19 protein-coding genes are annotated in these 17055 nt (G+C 62.7%); 11 read left to right on the plus strand and 8 right to left on the minus strand.

Annotated features, from left to right (window positions below; genetic code table 11):
* The 3 genes from X760_RS43545 to X760_RS43555 all read right to left on the minus strand — a co-directional run bounded on the left by X760_RS43545 (position 1) and on the right by X760_RS43555 (position 3681).
* The gene (locus X760_RS43545; protein WP_023717018.1) at positions 1-1257 is read right to left on the minus strand and encodes a sarcosine oxidase subunit beta family protein; all 1257 of its coding nucleotides are present in this window, start codon (positions 1255-1257) and stop codon (positions 1-3) included.
* Positions 1258-1267: 10 nt separating this feature from the next.
* Positions 1268-2416, minus strand: a complete 1149-nt coding sequence (locus X760_RS43550) for a Xaa-Pro peptidase family protein (protein ID WP_023717019.1) — start codon at positions 2414-2416, stop codon at positions 1268-1270.
* 74 nt (positions 2417-2490) lie between these two features.
* The gene (locus tag X760_RS43555; RefSeq protein ID WP_023717020.1) at positions 2491-3681 is read right to left on the minus strand and encodes a M24 family metallopeptidase; all 1191 of its coding nucleotides are present in this window, start codon (positions 3679-3681) and stop codon (positions 2491-2493) included.
* Positions 3682-3921: 240 nt separating this feature from the next.
* Between X760_RS43555 and ehuB the strand changes: the two genes are divergently transcribed.
* Genes ehuB through X760_RS43580 form a run of 5 tightly spaced genes read left to right on the plus strand, consistent with a single transcriptional unit; the run spans position 3922 to position 7746 of the window.
* Positions 3922-4791: an ectoine/hydroxyectoine ABC transporter substrate-binding protein EhuB gene (gene ehuB / locus X760_RS43560; protein WP_023717021.1), complete on the plus strand. Its 870-nt coding sequence runs from the start codon at positions 3922-3924 to the stop codon at positions 4789-4791.
* A gap of 54 nt (positions 4792-4845) precedes the next feature.
* Positions 4846-5574 (plus strand): ectoine/hydroxyectoine ABC transporter permease subunit EhuC, encoded by a 729-nt coding sequence (gene ehuC, locus X760_RS43565; RefSeq protein WP_023717022.1) that lies wholly within the window; start codon positions 4846-4848, stop codon positions 5572-5574.
* Positions 5571-6230 carry an ectoine/hydroxyectoine ABC transporter permease subunit EhuD gene (ehuD, locus tag X760_RS43570; RefSeq protein ID WP_023717023.1) on the plus strand — a complete coding sequence of 220 codons (660 nt, stop codon included), beginning with the start codon at positions 5571-5573 and terminating at the stop codon, positions 6228-6230. The genes ehuC and ehuD overlap by 4 nt, the downstream gene beginning before the upstream one ends.
* Positions 6227-7006, plus strand: a complete 780-nt coding sequence (gene ehuA / locus X760_RS43575; protein WP_023717024.1) for an ectoine/hydroxyectoine ABC transporter ATP-binding protein EhuA — start codon at positions 6227-6229, stop codon at positions 7004-7006. Before ehuD ends, ehuA begins: the two co-directional genes overlap by 4 nt.
* The gene (locus X760_RS43580) at positions 7003-7746 is read left to right on the plus strand and encodes a GntR family transcriptional regulator (protein ID WP_023717025.1); all 744 of its coding nucleotides are present in this window, start codon (positions 7003-7005) and stop codon (positions 7744-7746) included. Before ehuA ends, X760_RS43580 begins: the two co-directional genes overlap by 4 nt.
* Positions 7747-7873: 127 nt before the next feature.
* On the opposite strand, the gene X760_RS43585 is transcribed toward X760_RS43580, so the two are convergent.
* Both X760_RS43585 and X760_RS43590 read right to left on the minus strand, forming a co-directional pair.
* On the minus strand, positions 7874-8305 hold the full coding sequence (locus X760_RS43585; protein WP_023717026.1) for a VOC family protein: 432 nt from the start codon (positions 8303-8305) through the stop codon (positions 7874-7876).
* A 108-nt stretch (positions 8306-8413) separates the two neighbouring features.
* A complete protein-coding gene (locus tag X760_RS43590) occupies positions 8414-8950 on the minus strand; it encodes an AraC family transcriptional regulator (protein ID WP_245278499.1) in 537 nt (178 codons plus the stop codon).
* Positions 8951-9475: 525 nt separating this feature from the next.
* Here X760_RS43590 and X760_RS43595 point away from each other — a divergent pair.
* Together X760_RS43595 and X760_RS43600 are read left to right on the plus strand one after the other, a co-directional pair.
* Positions 9476-9838 (plus strand): VOC family protein, encoded by a 363-nt coding sequence (locus X760_RS43595; RefSeq protein ID WP_031193399.1) that lies wholly within the window; start codon positions 9476-9478, stop codon positions 9836-9838.
* 23 nt (positions 9839-9861) lie between these two features.
* Entirely contained in the window at positions 9862-10200 is a 339-nt protein-coding gene (locus X760_RS43600; protein WP_245278508.1) for a DoxX family protein, read from the plus strand.
* Between the two features lie 81 nt (positions 10201-10281).
* On the opposite strand, the gene X760_RS43605 is transcribed toward X760_RS43600, so the two are convergent.
* Positions 10282-10524, minus strand: a complete 243-nt coding sequence (locus X760_RS43605; protein WP_023717030.1) for a hypothetical protein — start codon at positions 10522-10524, stop codon at positions 10282-10284.
* A 148-nt stretch (positions 10525-10672) separates the two neighbouring features.
* On the opposite strand from X760_RS43605, the gene X760_RS43610 reads away from it, so the two are divergent.
* On the plus strand, positions 10673-12181 hold the full coding sequence (locus tag X760_RS43610; protein ID WP_023717031.1) for a winged helix-turn-helix domain-containing protein: 1509 nt from the start codon (positions 10673-10675) through the stop codon (positions 12179-12181).
* Between the two features lie 31 nt (positions 12182-12212).
* Here the strand turns inward: X760_RS43610 and X760_RS43615 are convergent, their stop codons facing one another.
* Both X760_RS43615 and X760_RS43620 read right to left on the minus strand, forming a co-directional pair.
* Complete coding sequence (locus X760_RS43615) at positions 12213-12605, minus strand: GFA family protein (RefSeq protein WP_023717032.1); 393 nt, start codon at positions 12603-12605, stop codon at positions 12213-12215.
* Between the two features lie 167 nt (positions 12606-12772).
* Positions 12773-13621 carry a 3-keto-5-aminohexanoate cleavage protein gene (locus tag X760_RS43620; RefSeq protein WP_023717033.1) on the minus strand — a complete coding sequence of 283 codons (849 nt, stop codon included), beginning with the start codon at positions 13619-13621 and terminating at the stop codon, positions 12773-12775.
* Between the two features lie 96 nt (positions 13622-13717).
* Between X760_RS43620 and X760_RS43625 the strand changes: the two genes are divergently transcribed.
* From X760_RS43625 to X760_RS43635, 3 genes are all read left to right on the plus strand, one after another.
* Positions 13718-14623, plus strand: a complete 906-nt coding sequence (locus X760_RS43625; protein WP_023717034.1) for a MurR/RpiR family transcriptional regulator — start codon at positions 13718-13720, stop codon at positions 14621-14623.
* Positions 14620-15951: an aspartate aminotransferase family protein gene (locus X760_RS43630; RefSeq protein ID WP_023717035.1), complete on the plus strand. Its 1332-nt coding sequence runs from the start codon at positions 14620-14622 to the stop codon at positions 15949-15951. The genes X760_RS43625 and X760_RS43630 overlap by 4 nt, the downstream gene beginning before the upstream one ends.
* 94 nt (positions 15952-16045) lie before the next feature.
* A complete protein-coding gene (locus tag X760_RS43635) occupies positions 16046-16999 on the plus strand; it encodes a TAXI family TRAP transporter solute-binding subunit (RefSeq protein WP_051409598.1) in 954 nt (317 codons plus the stop codon).
* The last annotated feature ends 56 nt before the right edge of the window (positions 17000-17055 follow it).

The following is a 17055-nucleotide window of genomic DNA, read 5'->3' on the forward strand; positions in this document are numbered from 1 at the left end:
CTATTGCAGCCAAGCGGAAGGGCCGACGCCGGCCTCATCGAGCGTGTGGCCGGTGCGGAAACGATCGAGCCCGTAGGCCGCGATCAAGGGATGCGGCTTGCCGGTGGCGATCGTGTGGGCGAAGCACCAGCCGGAAGCTGGCGTTGCCTTGAAGCCGCCATAGCACCAGCCGCCGTTGAGATAGAGGCCGTCGATCGGCGTCGGGCAGATGATCGGGCTGGCATCGGGGGTCATGTCCATGACGCCGCCCCAGTGGCGCAGCAGGCGGACGCGCGAAATACACGGCATCAATGCAATCGCCGCCTCCGCCACCTCGCGCACGACGCCGAGATTGCCGCGCTGGGCGTAGGAATTGTAGCCGTCGAGATTGCCGCCGAAGACCAACCCGCCCTTGTCGGACTGGCTGACATAGAAGTGGTCGGCGCCATAGGCGACGACGTGATCTACCAGCGGCTTCAGCGGTTCGGTGACAAAGGCTTGCAGGACGTGGCTTTCGATCGGCAGTTCAAGGCCGGCCTTGGCACCGAGCACGGATGTATGCCCGGCAACAGCGAGGCCGACCTTGCCGGCGCCGATCCGGCCTTTCGTCGTTTCGACGCCGACGATACTGTCGCCGTCGCGGAGGAAGCCTGTCACCTCGCAGTTCTGGATGATGTCGACGCCATGGCTATCGGCGGCGCGCGCATAGCCCCAGGCGACGGCGTCGTGGCGTGCCGTGCCCGCCCGGCCCTGGAAGATGGCGCCATGGATCGGGAAGCGGGCAGTGTCGGAAAAATCGAGATAGGGCACCAGCCGGCGCACCTCTTCGCGGTCGAGGATATCGGCATCGATGCCGTTCAGCCGCATGACGTTGGCGCGGTGGCTGAAACCGTCGAGCTGATCGGCCGAATGCGCTGTGACGAGCTGGCCGCGCTGGGAGAACATGACGTTGAAATTCAGCACCCGCGACATGGTCTCCCAGAGCTTCATCGAGAATTCGTAGAACTGGGTGTTGCCGTCGAGCAGGTAGTTGGAGCGGATGACGGTGGTGTTGCGGCCGACATTGCCGCCGCCGACATAGCCCTTTTCGAGCACCGCGACGTTGCGGATACCGTGGTTATCGGCAAGGTAGAAGGCGGTGGCGAGGCCGTGTCCACCGCCGCCGATGACGATCACGTCATAGGACGGTTTTGGCTCCGCCGCCCGCCAGGCGCGCTGCCAATTCTTCTGGCCAGACAGCGCGTTGCGGAAAATCGAGAGTGCCGAGTAGCGCGCCATACGTGCGGGCCTATCGAACGATCGGGCCGGCCGGCGTGCGGGTGAGCACTTCAGCACCCGCGTCGGTCAAAAGCACCGTGTTGGAGACGAAGTCATCGCCGCGACCGGTTCCCATCAGCCACGACAGGATGTGGAAGCTCATCCCGGTCTCGATCTCAAGGTCGGAATCGTGCCTCAAGCCGGTCACCGAATTGCCGCCGGTCCATGATGGCGGCTGGCCAGCGCCAACCAGGTAACCGCAGTGATGGCGGCGATAGTGGGAAAGACCGGCCTCGTCGGCGACGGCCTGCCAGGCGGCGTAGACATCGCGCGCCTTGGCGCCCGGCCGCAGCGCCTCGACGACAGCGTTGAACGCCTTGGCGGTCACCGCCGCCATTGTGGCGTCTTCGTCGCTTATGTGGCCGATGCGAATGAGCCGGCCGAGCGGCGCGTGGTAGCGTGAGATGCAGCCGGACAGTTCGACGAAGACCGGCTCGCCCCTGCGGTAGATCCCGTCGCCCCAGGTCGTGTGCTCTTCACCCAGGCGCGCGGCCGGGCGGATGAACGGTCCGAAGCCCGGCGCATGACCGCCGGCGCGGATCATTGCCGCAACACATTGGGCGGCGACCTCCTGTTCGGAAGCGCCATCCGAGATCGCGGCGATCGCGGCACCGGCGGCGGCGTCCGTCACCTTTGCGGCGCGCCGCATCAGCACCTGTTCCTCGGCGCTCTTCACCCGCCGCATCTTGTCGATCAGACCGGAGACGTCGCTCCACTTGGCATCCGCTTGCATCTGGAGTGCTACGGCAAGTCCATGGCTAAGGCCGGCCGTCCAGTATTCGAGGCCGATCCGCTTGCTGGACAGGCCGAGCTCCGCAAGCACCCGCGCGGCAAGGTCGGCCGCCGTTTCGCTGTCGGAGTGGCCACGGAATTCCGCTGCCTTCACCCGCTTCTCGATGGTCACCTTTTCCATCGAGCGGGTGACCAGGACAGGTTTTCCCTGGAGCGGGACGATCAGCAGGTGAGGGGCAAAATACCCCCAGTGATCGAGCCCGGTGAGATAGAAGACGTTCTCCGGCGAGGCGAAGACCGCCGCGTCGAGCTCACGCTCGGCCAGTGTAGTACGGACCTTGGCAAGGCGGCCGGCGATTTCGGCTTCGGAAAAGGGATTACGGTCCATCGGGCGTCCTCGTGCTTGTTGCCGGCTTGGTGGCAGGCATGGTCTTTTCGGCAGCCGGCTTCCCGGCCGCCATGTCAATCGATAACGATGAGTTCGCGCGCCACATCGCAGAGGCGTTCGCCGCCGCGTTCCGTGACGACGAACGATTCCGAGATGGCGATGCCGAAATCGTCGAGCCAAACGCCGGCCATGAAATGGAAGCACATCCCAGGCTGCATCTCGGTGGTGTCGCCGGGACGAAGGCTTGCGGTGCGTTCACCCCAATCGGGCGGGTATGCGAGCCCGACCGGATAGCCGACGCGGCTTTCCTTCTTCAGTCCGTTCCTCCGCAGGACTGCCTGCCAGACGGCTTCCACCTCTTCGGCGGTGTTGCCGGGGCGCGCCTTCTCGAGGCCAGCGTCGACGCCCTCGACGATCGCCTTGGCCATGTCGAGGATGGCTTGCCGCGGCTTGCCGAAATGTACCGTCCGGGTCAGGGCTGCATGATAGCGGCGGCGCACGCCGGCGATCTCCAGAATGGCGAGGCCGCTGTCCGGCAGCGGCGCGTCGGACCACGTCAGATGCGGCGTGCTGGTGCCTTCGCCAACGGGCATCAGCGGACAGATCGCGGCATAGTCGCCGCCAGCTCCGGGCACGCCCATGATCTGTGCGTGATAGATTTCCGCAATGACATGGTTCTGAGGCACACCGGGTCGCATTTTCTCGATGGCGCGGTTCATTGCATGCGTGCAGATCGCACCCGCCTCGCGGATCAGCACCAGCTCGGCTTCGGATTTCACCAGCCGCGCCCAATTGACGAGATCGTGGTTGTTGGCGAAGTGCGCGTCGGGCAGCCCCTCGACAAGGTGGGCGTGGCAGCGCGCAGTGTAATAATGCGCGTCCATCTCGACGCCGATGCGGGCCTTTCCCCAGCCGCGCGACCGGATCAGTTGCGCGAGTTCGTCATAAGGGTGTTCGACCGGCTGCTGCACCAGCCGTTCCGAGAACGGCACGATGTTTGTCTCGGGCAGGCCGGTGGTTAGGCGTGCGCTCTTGGCATCCTGCGCCCTGCCGAACCAGATCGGCCGGTCCTCCTCCAGATGGACGAGCACGCACTGCGGAACGTAGAACGACCATCCGTCATAGCCGGTCAGCCAGCACATGTTGGCTGGATCCTGACAGACGACGAGATCGAAGCCGGCTTTTTGCATGCGTGTCTTCACGCCGGCCAGGCGCTGCCCATACTCCGCTTGCGTGAATGTCCCGAACTCGTTCGCGGTCGCCACCGAAGTCCTGCCTTCTGGGTACGCTGTTGCCCTCTTGTAAATGGGCAAACCAGGCGAAATTGTGCACAACTCGACGTCAAGTTTGTTGGATAACTACGAATTAGCGCCGAATTTACATGGTTTCTATATCTCTGCTTGCGAAATGTCTAGGGCAGTTGTATACGTCTGATCAAGCAGGCGTCGACCTCGAAGAAGGCCGCGCCCTGGGAACCATCCACAGTTGTTCAATGGGAGAAAAGCATGCTCAAATCATCGATATCGCGCCGCATGGTCGTGAAAGCGGCTGCCTGCATCGCGCTCGCCGCGACGTCATTGACGTCGCTGTCCGCTCACGCGGAAACCACCCTCGAACGGGCCAAGAAGGACGGCTACATCCGCGTCGGTTTCGCCAACGAGGCGCCGTTCGGTTACGCCACGCCAGACGGCAAGCTGACCGGCGAAGCGCCGGAAGTCGCCAAGGCGGTGCTCGCCAAGATGGGCATACCGCAGGTCGACGGTGTTTTGACCGAATTCGGCTCGCTCATTCCGGGTCTCAAGGCCGGCCGCTTCGACATCATCGCCGCCGGCATGTTCATCACTCCGAAGCGCTGCGCTGAGATCAACTACTCCGAGCCGTCCTACGGCATCGGCGAGGCTATGCTGGTGGCAAAAGGCAATCCGAAAGGCATCAAGGATTTTTCCAGCATCAAGGACAATCCGGATCTCAAGCTTGCCGTGATGGCCGGCGCCGTCGAAGGCGGCTTCGCCAAGGAAGCGGGCGTTGCCGGTGGGCAGATCGTCTCCTTGCCCGACCAGTCCAGCCTGGTCGCCGCCGTCCAGTCGGGCCGCGCCGACGCTGCCGCACTGACCGCTCTTTCGATCGCGGACATGGCCAAGAAAGCCGACGGCGTCGAATCGACCAAGCCCTTCGGCGAGGTCGCCGGCAAGTCGGTGAAAGGTCATGGCGGCTTCGGCTTCCGCAAGGAAGACACCGACCTGCAGGAGGCGTTCAACGCCGAGCTGAAGAAGTTCCTCGGTTCGCCGGAGCATATCGCGCTGGTCGAGCCACTCGGCTTCGGCAAGGACTATCTCCCCAACAAGACGACCGCAGAGCTCTGTGCTGGCAAATAGGTTCCCAACTGCTGGCGGCGCGAAAGCGCCGCCCTTTTTCCCCGGGGGAATCGCATGGGTATCCGTACGCTCGTTGCCATGCTGGTCATCGCGCTCGTCGTGATCGGCGCCTTGGCAACACAGGAAAGCTACCGAATGTTCATGCCGGGGCTGCTGCAAGGCGCGGTCCTGACAGTCGAGATCGCCGTCCTCGGCAGCCTGCTCGCAATTATCATGGGCGTGCTTGCAGCACTTGCAAGGATGTACGGTCCAACGCCGCTCAGATGGCTGGCCACGGTTTATGTCGAGATCTTTCGCGGAACGTCGGCGCTGGTGCAATTGTTCTGGCTGTTTTTCGTCCTCCCGCAATTCGGCGTCACGATCAACGCGTTCGTGGTGGCAGTGCTCGCACTCGGCCTGAATGTCGGCGCCTACGGATCGGAGTGCGTGCGCGGCGCGATCCAGTCCGTCGCCCGCGGGCAGTGGGAAGCGTGTACGGCATTGAACATGAGCCGCCCACAGATGTTGCGCCGGATCATCCTGCCGCAGGCCTTTGTCGCGATGATCCCGCCCTGGGGCAATCTGTTCATCGAGCTTCTGAAATCGACAGCGCTGGTTTCGCTGATCACGCTTTCGGACCTCGCCTTCAAGGCGCAGCAAATGAACCAGAACACGTTCAAGACCATTCCGATCTTCACCCTCGTCCTTTTGATGTACCTGGCAATGTCGCTGGTTGTGACCATCGGCATGCGGCTTCTCGAAAGGCGGGCGTCGCTCGGACTGGCGCGGGGGAAGGCGGCATGATCTGGGATTGGGGATTTGCCCTGGAAATCCTGCCGGTGCTCGCCCGCGCCGCCATCATTTCCATCGAGGCGACGCTGATCGGTTTTGCGCTTGCGGCCTCGCTCGGCCTGGTGCTGGCGGTCGTCCGCATCGCCGTGCCATGGACCAGCTGGACGATTTCGGTGCTGGTCGAGCTGATCCGCTCGACCCCGCTGCTCATCCAGATATTCTTTCTCTATTTCGTCTTTCCGAAATTCGGTGTCGTGCTCGACGCCTTCACCGCCGGGGTGCTGGCCATCGGTATCCACTACGCCGCCTATTGCTCGGAGGTTTATCGCGCCGGTTTCGACAACATCCATCGCGGCCAGTGGGAAGCCTCGATCGCGCTCAATCTCTCGTCCTGGACGACGTTTCGCGACATCATCATCCCGCAGGCGATCCCGCCGATCGTTCCGGCGCTCGGCAATTATCTGGTGGCCTTGTTCAAGGAGACGCCGTTGCTTTCCGCAATCGCCGTGATGGAACTGATGCAGACTGCCAAGATCATCGGCTCCGAAACGTTCCGCTACACCGAGCCGATCACGCTGGTCGGCCTGTTTTTCCTTGCCATGAGCCTGGTTTCGGCGGCGCTCATCCGCTCCCTCGAAGAGCTGCTCAACCGGAGGACCACGCGATGACGGAACAACCGATGGTCCGCTTCGACAATGTATCGAAACGCTACGGCACGTTAACCGTTCTCGACGGGCTCAATCTCGAAATAGCGCGCGGCGAAAAAGTCTCCGTCATCGGTCCGTCGGGTTCGGGCAAGACGACGGTGTTGCGCATGCTGATGACGCTGGAAACGATCAATGACGGTGTCATCTGGGTCGAAGGCGAGCCGCTGACCCATATGGAGAGGAACGGCAAGCTTGTTCCCGCCGATCTCGCCCATATCCGTAAAATCCGCGCCAAGATCGGCATGGTGTTCCAGTCGTTCAACCTGTTTCCGCATATGACGGCGATGCAGAACTGCATCGAGGCGCCGATAACGGTGCTCGGCATGAAGCGGGCGGACGCCGAGGCAAGAGCGGCGGAGCTGCTGGAGCTGGTCGGTCTGGCCCAGAAGAAGGACCACTATCCGTCACAGCTTTCCGGCGGCCAGCAGCAGCGTGTCGCCATCGCCAGGGCGCTTGCCATGCGGCCCAAGATCATGCTGTTCGACGAGGTGACGTCTGCGCTCGACCCGGAGCTTGTCGGCGAAGTGCTGCAGGTGATAAGGCAGATCGGCCGCGAGCATGATCTAACCATGCTGATGGTCACCCACCAGATGGGCTTCGCCAAGGAGTTTTCCGACCGCGTTTGCTTCTTCTATCAAGGCAAGATCTGCGAGCAGGGGCCGCCAAGCGAACTGTTTGGTGCTCCCAAGAACGAGCGGACACGGCAATTCCTGCACGCTGTCCTGGAGGCTGGGTGACGATCGAGACAAAGGCCAAGCCGCCCACGACGGTGACCGCCGCGCCGCCGCGCCCGCTCTCCGCGCGAGAGCGGTTCGAGCGCATCTACCGGATATTGCGCGACCGCATCTGTCTGCTCGTCTATGCGCCGGGAAGCCGTCTGTCCGAGGAAGAACTTGCCCAGGAATTCGAGATCAGCCGCACGCCGGTCCGGCGTGTCCTGGCGCGCCTTGAATCCGAGGGTCTGGTTCAATCCGTCCACGGCGTCGGCACGATCGTCACCGACGTCGATATCGAGGAATTGCAGCAGGTCTATCATTTGCGCCTGGAGCTGGCGCTCCTCGTCGGCAAGCTTTCACCGATCCCGCGCACGGCGGACGACCTCGACCGGATACGGGCGCTCATCGCGCGCTGCGATGCCGATATACTCAATCCCGACCAGCGCGCTTTCCTGCGCCTCAACATGGACTTCTTTTACGAGCTCACGGCGATGACCGGCAACCAGCCACTGCGCGAGATCAGCGAGCGCCTGTATTTTCAGGTTGCGCGCGTCGTCCTGAAGCTGATGCCGCAATTGGGCCTTGTCGAGGAATTCACCGCGTTCCGCCGCGAAATGGAAGAGGTCCTTGCCGCCGCCGAGATCGGCGACTGGGAGTCCATAGGGCACATAAGGCGGGCGCATATCTCAATGAGCTTCCGCCGCATGATGCGCCATGCAGGCGAGGCGAATCTGGATAAAGCTACACAATCAGCCCCTTAAGACTGGTGGACTGCCGTCGAGCTGGCTTCGTTTGCCAGGGAAAGCATGGCCGCCCGCCCCGATGCCGACAGAATTTGCCAGCACTGGGGATGACTAACGCCGTTCGATACTGCAGGTCCGCGCCGCCCTAAAGAGGATCCTCACTCGGTATGTTGGCGGGGTTCCAGACGACCTCCCACAGGTGTCCGTTCGGGTCGCGGAAGTATCCGGCATACCCGCCAAAGAACGTGTCCCGGGCAGGCCTGATGATCTCGGCTCCGGCACGGGCGGCCTCATCCATCACTTGATCGACTTCCTCGCGGCGCACAACGTTGTGGCCGATTGTGAACGAGGTCGAACTGATCGGCGCTTTGGGCAGGCCGGTGTCGTAGGCGAGGTCGTCCTGAGCCCAGATCGCGAGCTTCAACCCGCCGGACAGCGTGAAGAACGCGACGGCGCCATGCTCGAATTCGCGGCCGATGATCCCTTCCGTCGGCAAGCCGAGGCCGTCGCGGTAGAACACGAGGCAACTCTCGAGGTTGGCGACAGCGATCGTCAAAACCGAAATGCGCGGTTTCATGGCAGTCTCCTCTGGTTGTCGGAGACACCAGGATAAAGTCGGGCGACAGTGAAGACTTGAACAAAACGGCCAAAAGCGTGCCGCCAAGTCGAAGAACGCGCCGAGGTTTCACTCGCCGTGCAGCAGGTGATGAATCTGTCGCGGGGTGCTTCCTGTCAGGCGTCGGCTCTCGCGAACAAGATGCGCCTGGTCGGAATAGCCCGCCTCGGCTGCCAGGATGGCCGTAGTGCTGTTCGATTGGTTCGAAAGCCGCAGAAAGCGCTGGTAGCGGAGGATACGTTCAAGCGTCTTGGGGCCATAGCCGAAGCTCTCGTCGAAGCGCCGGCGCAACGTCCTTTCGCTCATCTCGAGGGCGCGCATCAACCAAGGGACGAGAGGCGCGTCGGGTGGCGGAGCGCGCTCGATCAAGCGATATGCCGCCTGCATGGGAACGTCTGGGGCGTCGGAGGCCATCTCCTCGGCGACGACCTGTTGGAGCGAGCAGGCCAGATCTTCGAGATTGTCGCTGGCGCGCACGCGGCTGGCGAGGCGCCGAGCTCGCGCTCCCCACAAATCGTCGAGCGACAGCCGCTGACCGACCAGCTCGATTTGCGGCACGCCGAGCCATGCCGCCGCCGTGGCAGGATGGAAGCGCAAGCCGATCACGACCTCGTCCGCCGCTAGAACCTCGGTCTGCGGCTCCTTGTCAGGTCCGGCAATTCGGAAGCTGCCTCCGATCCATTGCAGATCGATCGTTGCGTCGGGCATGACGACGATTGGCGGTGGGCCCGCCGGGTCCATTCGATGCACCCACACCGAAGCGAAGGTCCCGCGAAGCCGCGCCGACACTGGACGTTGCTGAAATGTGCCCGTTGCCTGCGCTGGGACGGGATCGCTCATCTCGCTCCCCTTCGGATTAGCGGCGGTGAACCTACGGCGCAGCGGCTGCGCCCGGCCGTCGCTCGAGACAACAATCTGCACGACCGACAACGTCTGCCAATCGAGAACGGTTGCAAGAATCGGTTGTTTTCTTCCGGCCGGAACGAAGAGGGCAGATGAGGGGTGATGTCACGTGCATCGCCATCGGCAGCGCCGTTTGCTGCTCATACGTCGATGGCCGTTTTGTTCAATCCGGCAAGCGAGATACGTGCTTATCTTTCGGTGTCGTACATCACACGAGAGGTATGCGTCATGAGCAACAACAACGACCAACGGATCGACTACGTCGAATTCAACGTGAAAGACATTCAGCGGTCACGCGACTTCTACGGAAAGGCCTTCGGCTGGACCTTCACTGACTACGGCCCGCAATATTGCGAGTTCAACGACGGGCGCTTGTCAGGCGGCTTTGCGGCTGGCCCAGCGAGGTCCGGAGGAGGCCCGCTCGTCATTCTCTATGCCGATGATTTGCCGGCAACGGTCAAGCGTGTCGAGCAAGCGGGAGGCAAGATCGTCAGGCCGATTTATGGCTTCCCCGGCGGCCGGCGCTTTCATTTTGCGGACCCGGACGGTTACGAGCTAGCGGTTTACACCGAAGACGGCACCAAGGAATGATCGCGGTCCTCCACCACCTCGGAGTGGTTTTGCTCGGCGGCGTCTTTATCTGGGCAGGCGCCGAGCATTTCCTCAGATTCCGGGCGATTGCAGCGTCCCTGGCCGAACGGGGCTTTCCTGCTCCCAAGCCTCTTCTCGCGGCCGGATCGGTGCTTGAGATCGGCGGCGGCTTTTGCCTCGCAACGGGCCTTGGTGGACCCTTTCCCGCCGCAGCTTTGGCCGTCTTCACCATCGCGGCGTCTTTCATGGCGCTCAATTTCTGGCGCTACAGCGGCTATGAACGCGAAGCCCTTCGTACCGGCTTCACCATCAATGTTGCCGTCTTGGGCGGGTTGATTGTCGCCGCGACCACTAGCCTGTGATCATCGTTTCGAGGCGGCGGCTTCGTCTTCATCTGCCATCAGCCGCCGGTCGTTGGCGATCCGTGTCTTTGCAGCATTCGCCTATCGCTGCCAGAAGGGCAGCTTGGCGATCTCTTCCTCGGCCTGTCGTCTCGTCAGACCGATATCGTCGATCAGATGGGGATTGGTCTCCGCCAATCGCTTGAGGTCCCAGCGAAAGCGTGTCGGCTCGCGCCAGGCCGCGATAATGTTTCGCAGCGTCGCCAGGCTGTGGTGCCGACGCGACACTTCCGCCAGCCGAGCTGCCTTATGCTGGCCCGAGGCAAAGGTAGGAATATCGTTCATGGCAAACCTCCATATGGTTTGAGGTCCAATACGATTTGGGAGGACCCTCGACCTGAAAGAGGAGCAATTCTGCAGGATACGAACAGCGCCGTAATTAAGCTCTCCCAAATAGTTCTCAAAACTTCCAAACGGGCTATAGATGCGCCGTATGCAGGGATCGCGCTTTGCCTTTGGACCGTTCGCGCTTGATCCGGGCGCGGGAACGCTCCTCCGGAACGGTGTCCCCGTTGCCGTTGGCTACCGCGGGCTAAAGCTGCTTGCGGCGCTCGTCGGACGGTCCGGCGAAATCCTGAGCAAGGCTGAGTTGATGGACGCGACGTGGCCGGGCACCGCCGTCGAGGAGGGCAACCTTACCGTCCAGATAGCGCTGCTGCGGAAGCTGCTTGGTCCGGCCGCCGACGGCGGTGAATGGATCGTCACGGTTCCGCGCATCGGCTACCGCTTCACGGGCGCCGTCGAACAGCTCGGCGGCGCCAAGCGAAAACCTTTGCCACTGCCCGGCAAACCATCGATAGCCGTGCTGCCCTTCGTTAATGTCAGCAACGATCCCGAGCAGGAATCCTTCGCCGATGGGTTGACCGAAGACCTGATCACGGACCTGTCGAGGATCTCCGGCCTGTTCGTCATCGCACGCAACTCGGCCTTTGCCTACAAAGGAAAGGCGATGGACGTGCGCGGGATCGCTGAGGAGCTTGGCGTGCGCTACCTGCTGGAGGGAAGCGCAAGACGCGCCGCCGGGCAGGTGCGCATCAATGCACAACTGGTCGACGCGGCGAGCGGCGATCATCTATGGGCGGAACGCTTCGATCGCAGCCTGGAAGATATTTTTGCCGTTCAGGACGAGGTCACCGGCAAGATCGTCGAGGCGCTGCTCGGCCGGCTACGCGCACCACCGCCGCGCAATCGGCCCAAAAATCTCGAGGCCTACGATCTGTGTGTGCGCGCGCGCAAGCTGATGGATGATTCGCCGCAGACGGCGCGGGAAGCGCATCTGATGCTCACCCGCGCGGTTTCGCTCGATCCGGAATATGCCGAGGCCTATCGCTGGCTTGCCATGAACCACTGGATGGGATTGGTGCATTCCGGCGGACCAACCGAAACATCCCGTAGCGTTGCTTTAGAGCTGGCGCGCAAAGCCGTGGCGATCGACCCCAACGATGCCGGGTGCCGCTGGGTCTTGGCTTACCTGCTTGCCTACGAGCGCAGCTTCGCCGAGGCGGATGCGGAATTCGCCAAGGCCATCGAGCTCGACCCGAACGAGGCCGATGCCTGGGCGGCACTGTCCGACATCGCGATCTTGGCGGGGCAGGTCGAGGAGGGCCTTGAGCACATCCGCAAGGCCTTCCGGCTGAACCCGTTTCCGGCAAGTTGGTATTATCTGACGCTCGGGCAGGCGCAATACGCGGCCCGCGAATACGAGGCTGCTGTCGAGACACTGCGCAGGGACGAGACTTATCGTACAAGCTCACGCCGTTTCCTGGCGGCAAGCCTTGCCCAACTCGGCCGGCTCGACGAGGCGCGTGCAGAGGTCGAACTGTTCCTCGTCGGCAACCCGCATTTCACAACCCGGCACTGGGCGACGACGGAGCCATTCCGCGACGCTGGGACGCTTGAGCATTTCGTTGACGGCTTCCGCAAGGCCGGCCTTCCGGAGTGACGCGCCGGCGCCGTCGCACCGTTCGTGCGACCTATTCCTCAAAGCGACCCGTGGCGTCACGATCGCGCTCGTATCGTCTGGTGAGCGGAAACGGCGGCAACCAGGACTCGCGACGGATGATCCAGCTTTCGTAGGTCGGCATCAGTTGGTCAGGCGCATCCAGGGATCCCAGGTTCACTTCGATTTCGTCGGCGGTGCGTCCGAAAATCGTCGAGCCGCAGCGCGGACAGAAAAACCGCCCGGCATAGTCGCGTGTTTCGCCGTCGATCGTCACCGCATCCTCAGGAAATATCGCGGAAGCGTGAAAAAGGGCGCCATGATGCTTGCGGCAGTCGAGACAGTGGCAAAGGCCGACCCGGTATGGGCGCCCCGACGCGACAATTCGGACGTTGCCACACAGGCACCCGCCGGTGAATCGGTCCATGCTGCGTCTCCTCCAAAATCAAGCGGCCGGAATGGTTACAACGACCGGCACTGTTGTTGCAATCGCCGCGCCGTAGGCGGGGACACGTCGTTCTTCCGTGGCGATGACATTGCAGCCGCCTCTCTATGCCTTACGCGAGCTTGCCGCCGAAAATAGGCTTTGGTTTGTCATATGGAACGAAACGGCGCGTTCCATTGAGCCGCCAACTCGGCGGCCGAGGCGATCTTGACGCCGCAGTCGGCGAGTATGCGTGCGACCGTCGCTACCGGTTCGGCGTTGGACGAAGCTATTCTGCCGTCCGGAAGGAAGAGATTGTTTTCGAAGCCGACCCGGATATGGCCGCCAAGCAACGCGGCGGCGATCACGCACGCCGCTTCGTTGCGGCCGAAGGCGCAGACGCTCCAATGGTCGAAGCGCGGCGTGTTCGCCGCGAGGAATGGCAGGAGATCGGCAGGAACGGACGTCTGTCCCGGCGTGTAGCGGCCCAGCACGTAGAGAACCGGTATGCTTGCCCAGGGGATCAGTCCGCGCTGCTGCATGTCCGAAAGCCTGACGGCCTCCTCGGGCGAATAGAGGATGATCTGCGGCGCTACTCCCTCGGTGCGCAGCCAGGCCATGAAGCGCGCGAATGCGAGCTCCGATCCGGCATCAGGAACGATTTCGCGAAGCGCCAGGGAGACAGCTTGCGGCTTCACATCTTGTACGACGGCCATCTGCTGGGCCGGCGAATAGATACCGAGTGCTTCGGAAGTGATCTGAACTACCAAGCGGTCGCCGGCGGCACCGCGGATGGCGGCGATCGCCTGGCGGTAGGCGTCGGCGTCGAGCAGATGATTGCCGCTTCTGTCGCGGACATGGACGTGGATCATAGCCGCACCGGCATCGGCGCATTCCGCGGCCGTCCGCGCAAGTTCGGCTGGTGTCAGCGGAATCGCCGGATGGTCGGCCTTGCTGCGACGTCCCCCGTTCGGCGCGACAGCTATGGCGACGCGATCGAGACCATGGGCCGGCTTCATGGAGACGCTCTGTGAGTTACAAGATTCATATGAATCAATCTTTGACCACACTGAAACAGACGTTGCAATCGCTGGTCTGGCGAGCTAGCAATATCCATGGACCAGGGAGAGCTTGCTGGACAGATCGTCAGTGCCTTCGACGGCATGTCGGCGCAGCTTCGGTCCGCCGCGCGCTATGTCCTTGATAAGCCGTATGATGTCGCGTTGTTGTCCATGCGCGAGCAGGCCCGGCACGCGGGAGTGCAGCCGGCCACGATGACGCGGCTGGCCCAGCATCTCGGCCTTGATGGCTACGAGACCGTACGCGATATCTACGCCGCCGCGATCCGGGACGGCGAAATCGGTTTTGCCGGCAAGGCGGGCCTCCAGGTGGCCAACCAAAAGCTCAAGGGCGACCACGCGCTGGCGGCCGATATTCTGGATTCAATTTCCAGCCAGCTTGCCCATCTCGCCGAAAGCAGGTCGATCGACCGTCTGGTCGGCACGGCCAGGGCGCTGAGTGCGGCAAGGCGTGTCTATTGCCTCGGCCTGCGCTCGAGCCACGCAGTGGCCTGGCATCTGCATTACATCCTGTCGCTGATCGGCGAGAAGTCGGTGCTGTTGCACGGCATCGGCGGAACCGACGGCGACGCTCTGGCCCACGCGACCAAGGACGACGTGCTGATCGCCGCCAGCGTCCTGCCCTACACGCGCTTCACCATCGAGCTTGTCGAGTATGCTGCCGGCCGCGGCGTACCGATCGTTGCGGTCACCGACAGCGGGGTAGCGCCCTTGGCGCTGCTTGCCGATCACCTGGTCATCGTGCCGACGGGCAGCCCGTCCTTTTTCCACACCATGACGCCAGCTTTCATCGTTGCGGAGGTCCTCGGCGCTCTTGTCGCAGGGCAGGCAGGCGAGGGCGCCGTTGAGTCGCTGCGACGTTTCGATGAGCAGGGCGCCGCCCTCAAGACCCATCTCAACCAACGTCCGCCGAAGAAAATGCCCATGAGGGACCGTCGATGACACACATTCTTCATCGAACCATCCACTCGACGCTGCCGGTCGCCATTCGCGGCCAAGGCATCGAACTGTTCGATGCCGAGGGCAAGTCCTATATCGACGCGTCGGGCGGCGCCGCCGTGTCCTGTCTCGGCCACGGTCATCCCGACGTGATCGCTGCACTGCACACCCAGCTTGACCGCATCGCCTACGCCCACACCAGCTTCTTCACCACCGAGGTGGCGGAGCGCTTGGCAGATCGGCTGGTCGAGGACGCGCCGGAAGGGTTGGACCATGTCTATCTGGTCAGCGGCGGCTCGGAGGCGGTCGAGGCCGCGCTCAAGATGGCCAGGCAATATTTTGTCGAGAAAGGCGAACCGCAACGGCGCCATCTCATCGCACGCCGGCAGAGTTATCACGGCAATACGCTCGGTGCTCTCGCCACCGGCGGCAATGAATGGCGGCGCGCCCAATTCAGGCCGTTGCTGATCGAGACCCATCACATCGACCCCTGTTATGCCTATCGCTATCAAAAGCATGGCGAAAGCGACGAAGCCTATGCGGTGCGCGCCGCCCAGCAGCTCGAAGACAAGATCCTCGAACTCGGCCCGGACGAGGTCATCGCCTTTGTCGCCGAGCCGGTGGTGGGTGCCACACTCGGCGCCGTGCCGCCGGTTGCCGCTTATTTCAAGCACATTCGCGCGATCTGCGACCGCTACGGCGTGCTGCTCATCCTCGACGAAGTGATGTGCGGCATGGGCCGTACCGGCACGCTGCATGCATGCGAACAGGACGGCATCACTCCCGACCTGCTGACCGTCGCCAAGGGGCTCGGCGGCGGCTACCAGCCGATTGGCGCGGTGCTGCTTGGCAGGCATATCTTCGACGCCTTTGCCCAAGGCTCGGGCTTCTTCCAGCATGGGCATACCTATATGGGGCATCCAATGGCGGCCGCGGCCGGCCTTGCCGTGCAGGAGGTCATCCGACGTGACCGTCTGCTCGACAACGTCAGCGCAATGGGCGCGCAGCTGGACGAACGCCTGCACCAACGCTTCGATAACCACCATCACGTCGGCAACATTCGCGGGCGGGGTCTGTTTAGGGGAATCGAGCTGGTGGTTGATCGCGCCACCAAGGAGCCGTTCGACCAGAGGCTTGAACTCAACGCCCGCATCAAGCGCGAAGCAATGGCCCGCGGCCTGATGATTTACCCGATGGCCGGGACGATTGACGGTGTGCGCGGCGTTCATGTGCTTGTGGCGCCGCCTTTCATCATCTCCAAACAGGATATCGATCGGATCGTCGAACGGCTCGGTGAGGCGATCGACGCTGCGATCGCTTCAGCGGCCTGACCCGCACGACGCGGATCGCCTCAACCCAATTCCAACGCGTCATCGGCGACGGGCCGGGACAACCACCAGAGAGGTAGCAACCATGTATAGTTCGATGAAAACCCTGATCGGCGCGGCGGCCTGCATGCTGCTGGCGCTGCCATCCGTCGGAGCCGAGCAGCGCTTCGTCACGGTCGGCACCGGCGGGGTCACCGGCGTCTACTACGCTGTGGGCGGCGCCATTTGCCGACTGATGAACAAGGACCGGCAGAAAACCGGCATCCGATGCTCGACCGAGTCGACCGGCGGTTCCGTCTTCAACGTCAACTCCATCCAGACCGGCGACCTCGATTTCGGCTTGACCCAATCGGACGTCCAGTACCAGGCCTATGAGGGGACTGGAAATTTCGACGGCAAGCCGTTCAAGGATCTGCGGGCCGTGTTCTCCGTCCATCCCGAGCCGTTTACCGTGCTGGCGCGGCCGGACGCCCGCGTCACCAAATTCGAGGACTTCAAAGGCAAACGCTTCAACGTCGGCAATCCCGGATCAGGCACCCGCTCGTCGATGGAGGAATTGCTCAAGCAGATTGGCTGGACGCTCGGCGATTTCTCGCTTGCCGCTGAGCTGAAGGCGGACGAGCAGGGCAGCGCGCTGTGCGACAACAAGATCGATGGTTTCTTCTATGGCGTCGGTCATCCTTCCGCCGCGATCCAGGATCCGACCACGGCCTGTGGCGCCAAACTCATCCCACTGACCGGTCCGGCAGTGGACGCGCTGTTAGCAGCCCATCCCTACTTTTCAGTCGCCACCATCAAGGGCGGCATGTACGCCAACAATCCGGACGACGTGAAGACATTCGGCGTCCGCGCCACTGTCGTGGCGAACGCCAGCACGCCCGATGAGGTGGTCTACGAACTGGTGAAGTCGGTCTTCGAAAATTTCGACGACTTCAAGAAACTGCATCCGGCCTTCGCCAATCTCGATCCCAAGGAGATGATCAAGACCGGTCTGTCGGCGCCGGTACATCCGGGCGCGGAGCGCTACTACAAGGAAAAGGGCTGGCTCTGAGGCCTCCGATGCGAGGCGCAACGGGCACCTCGCATCGCAAATAATTGTGGGGAACG

The sequence above is a fragment of the Mesorhizobium sp. LSHC420B00 genome, assembly GCF_000503055.1.
Taxonomy (GTDB): Bacteria; Pseudomonadota; Alphaproteobacteria; order Rhizobiales; family Rhizobiaceae; genus Mesorhizobium.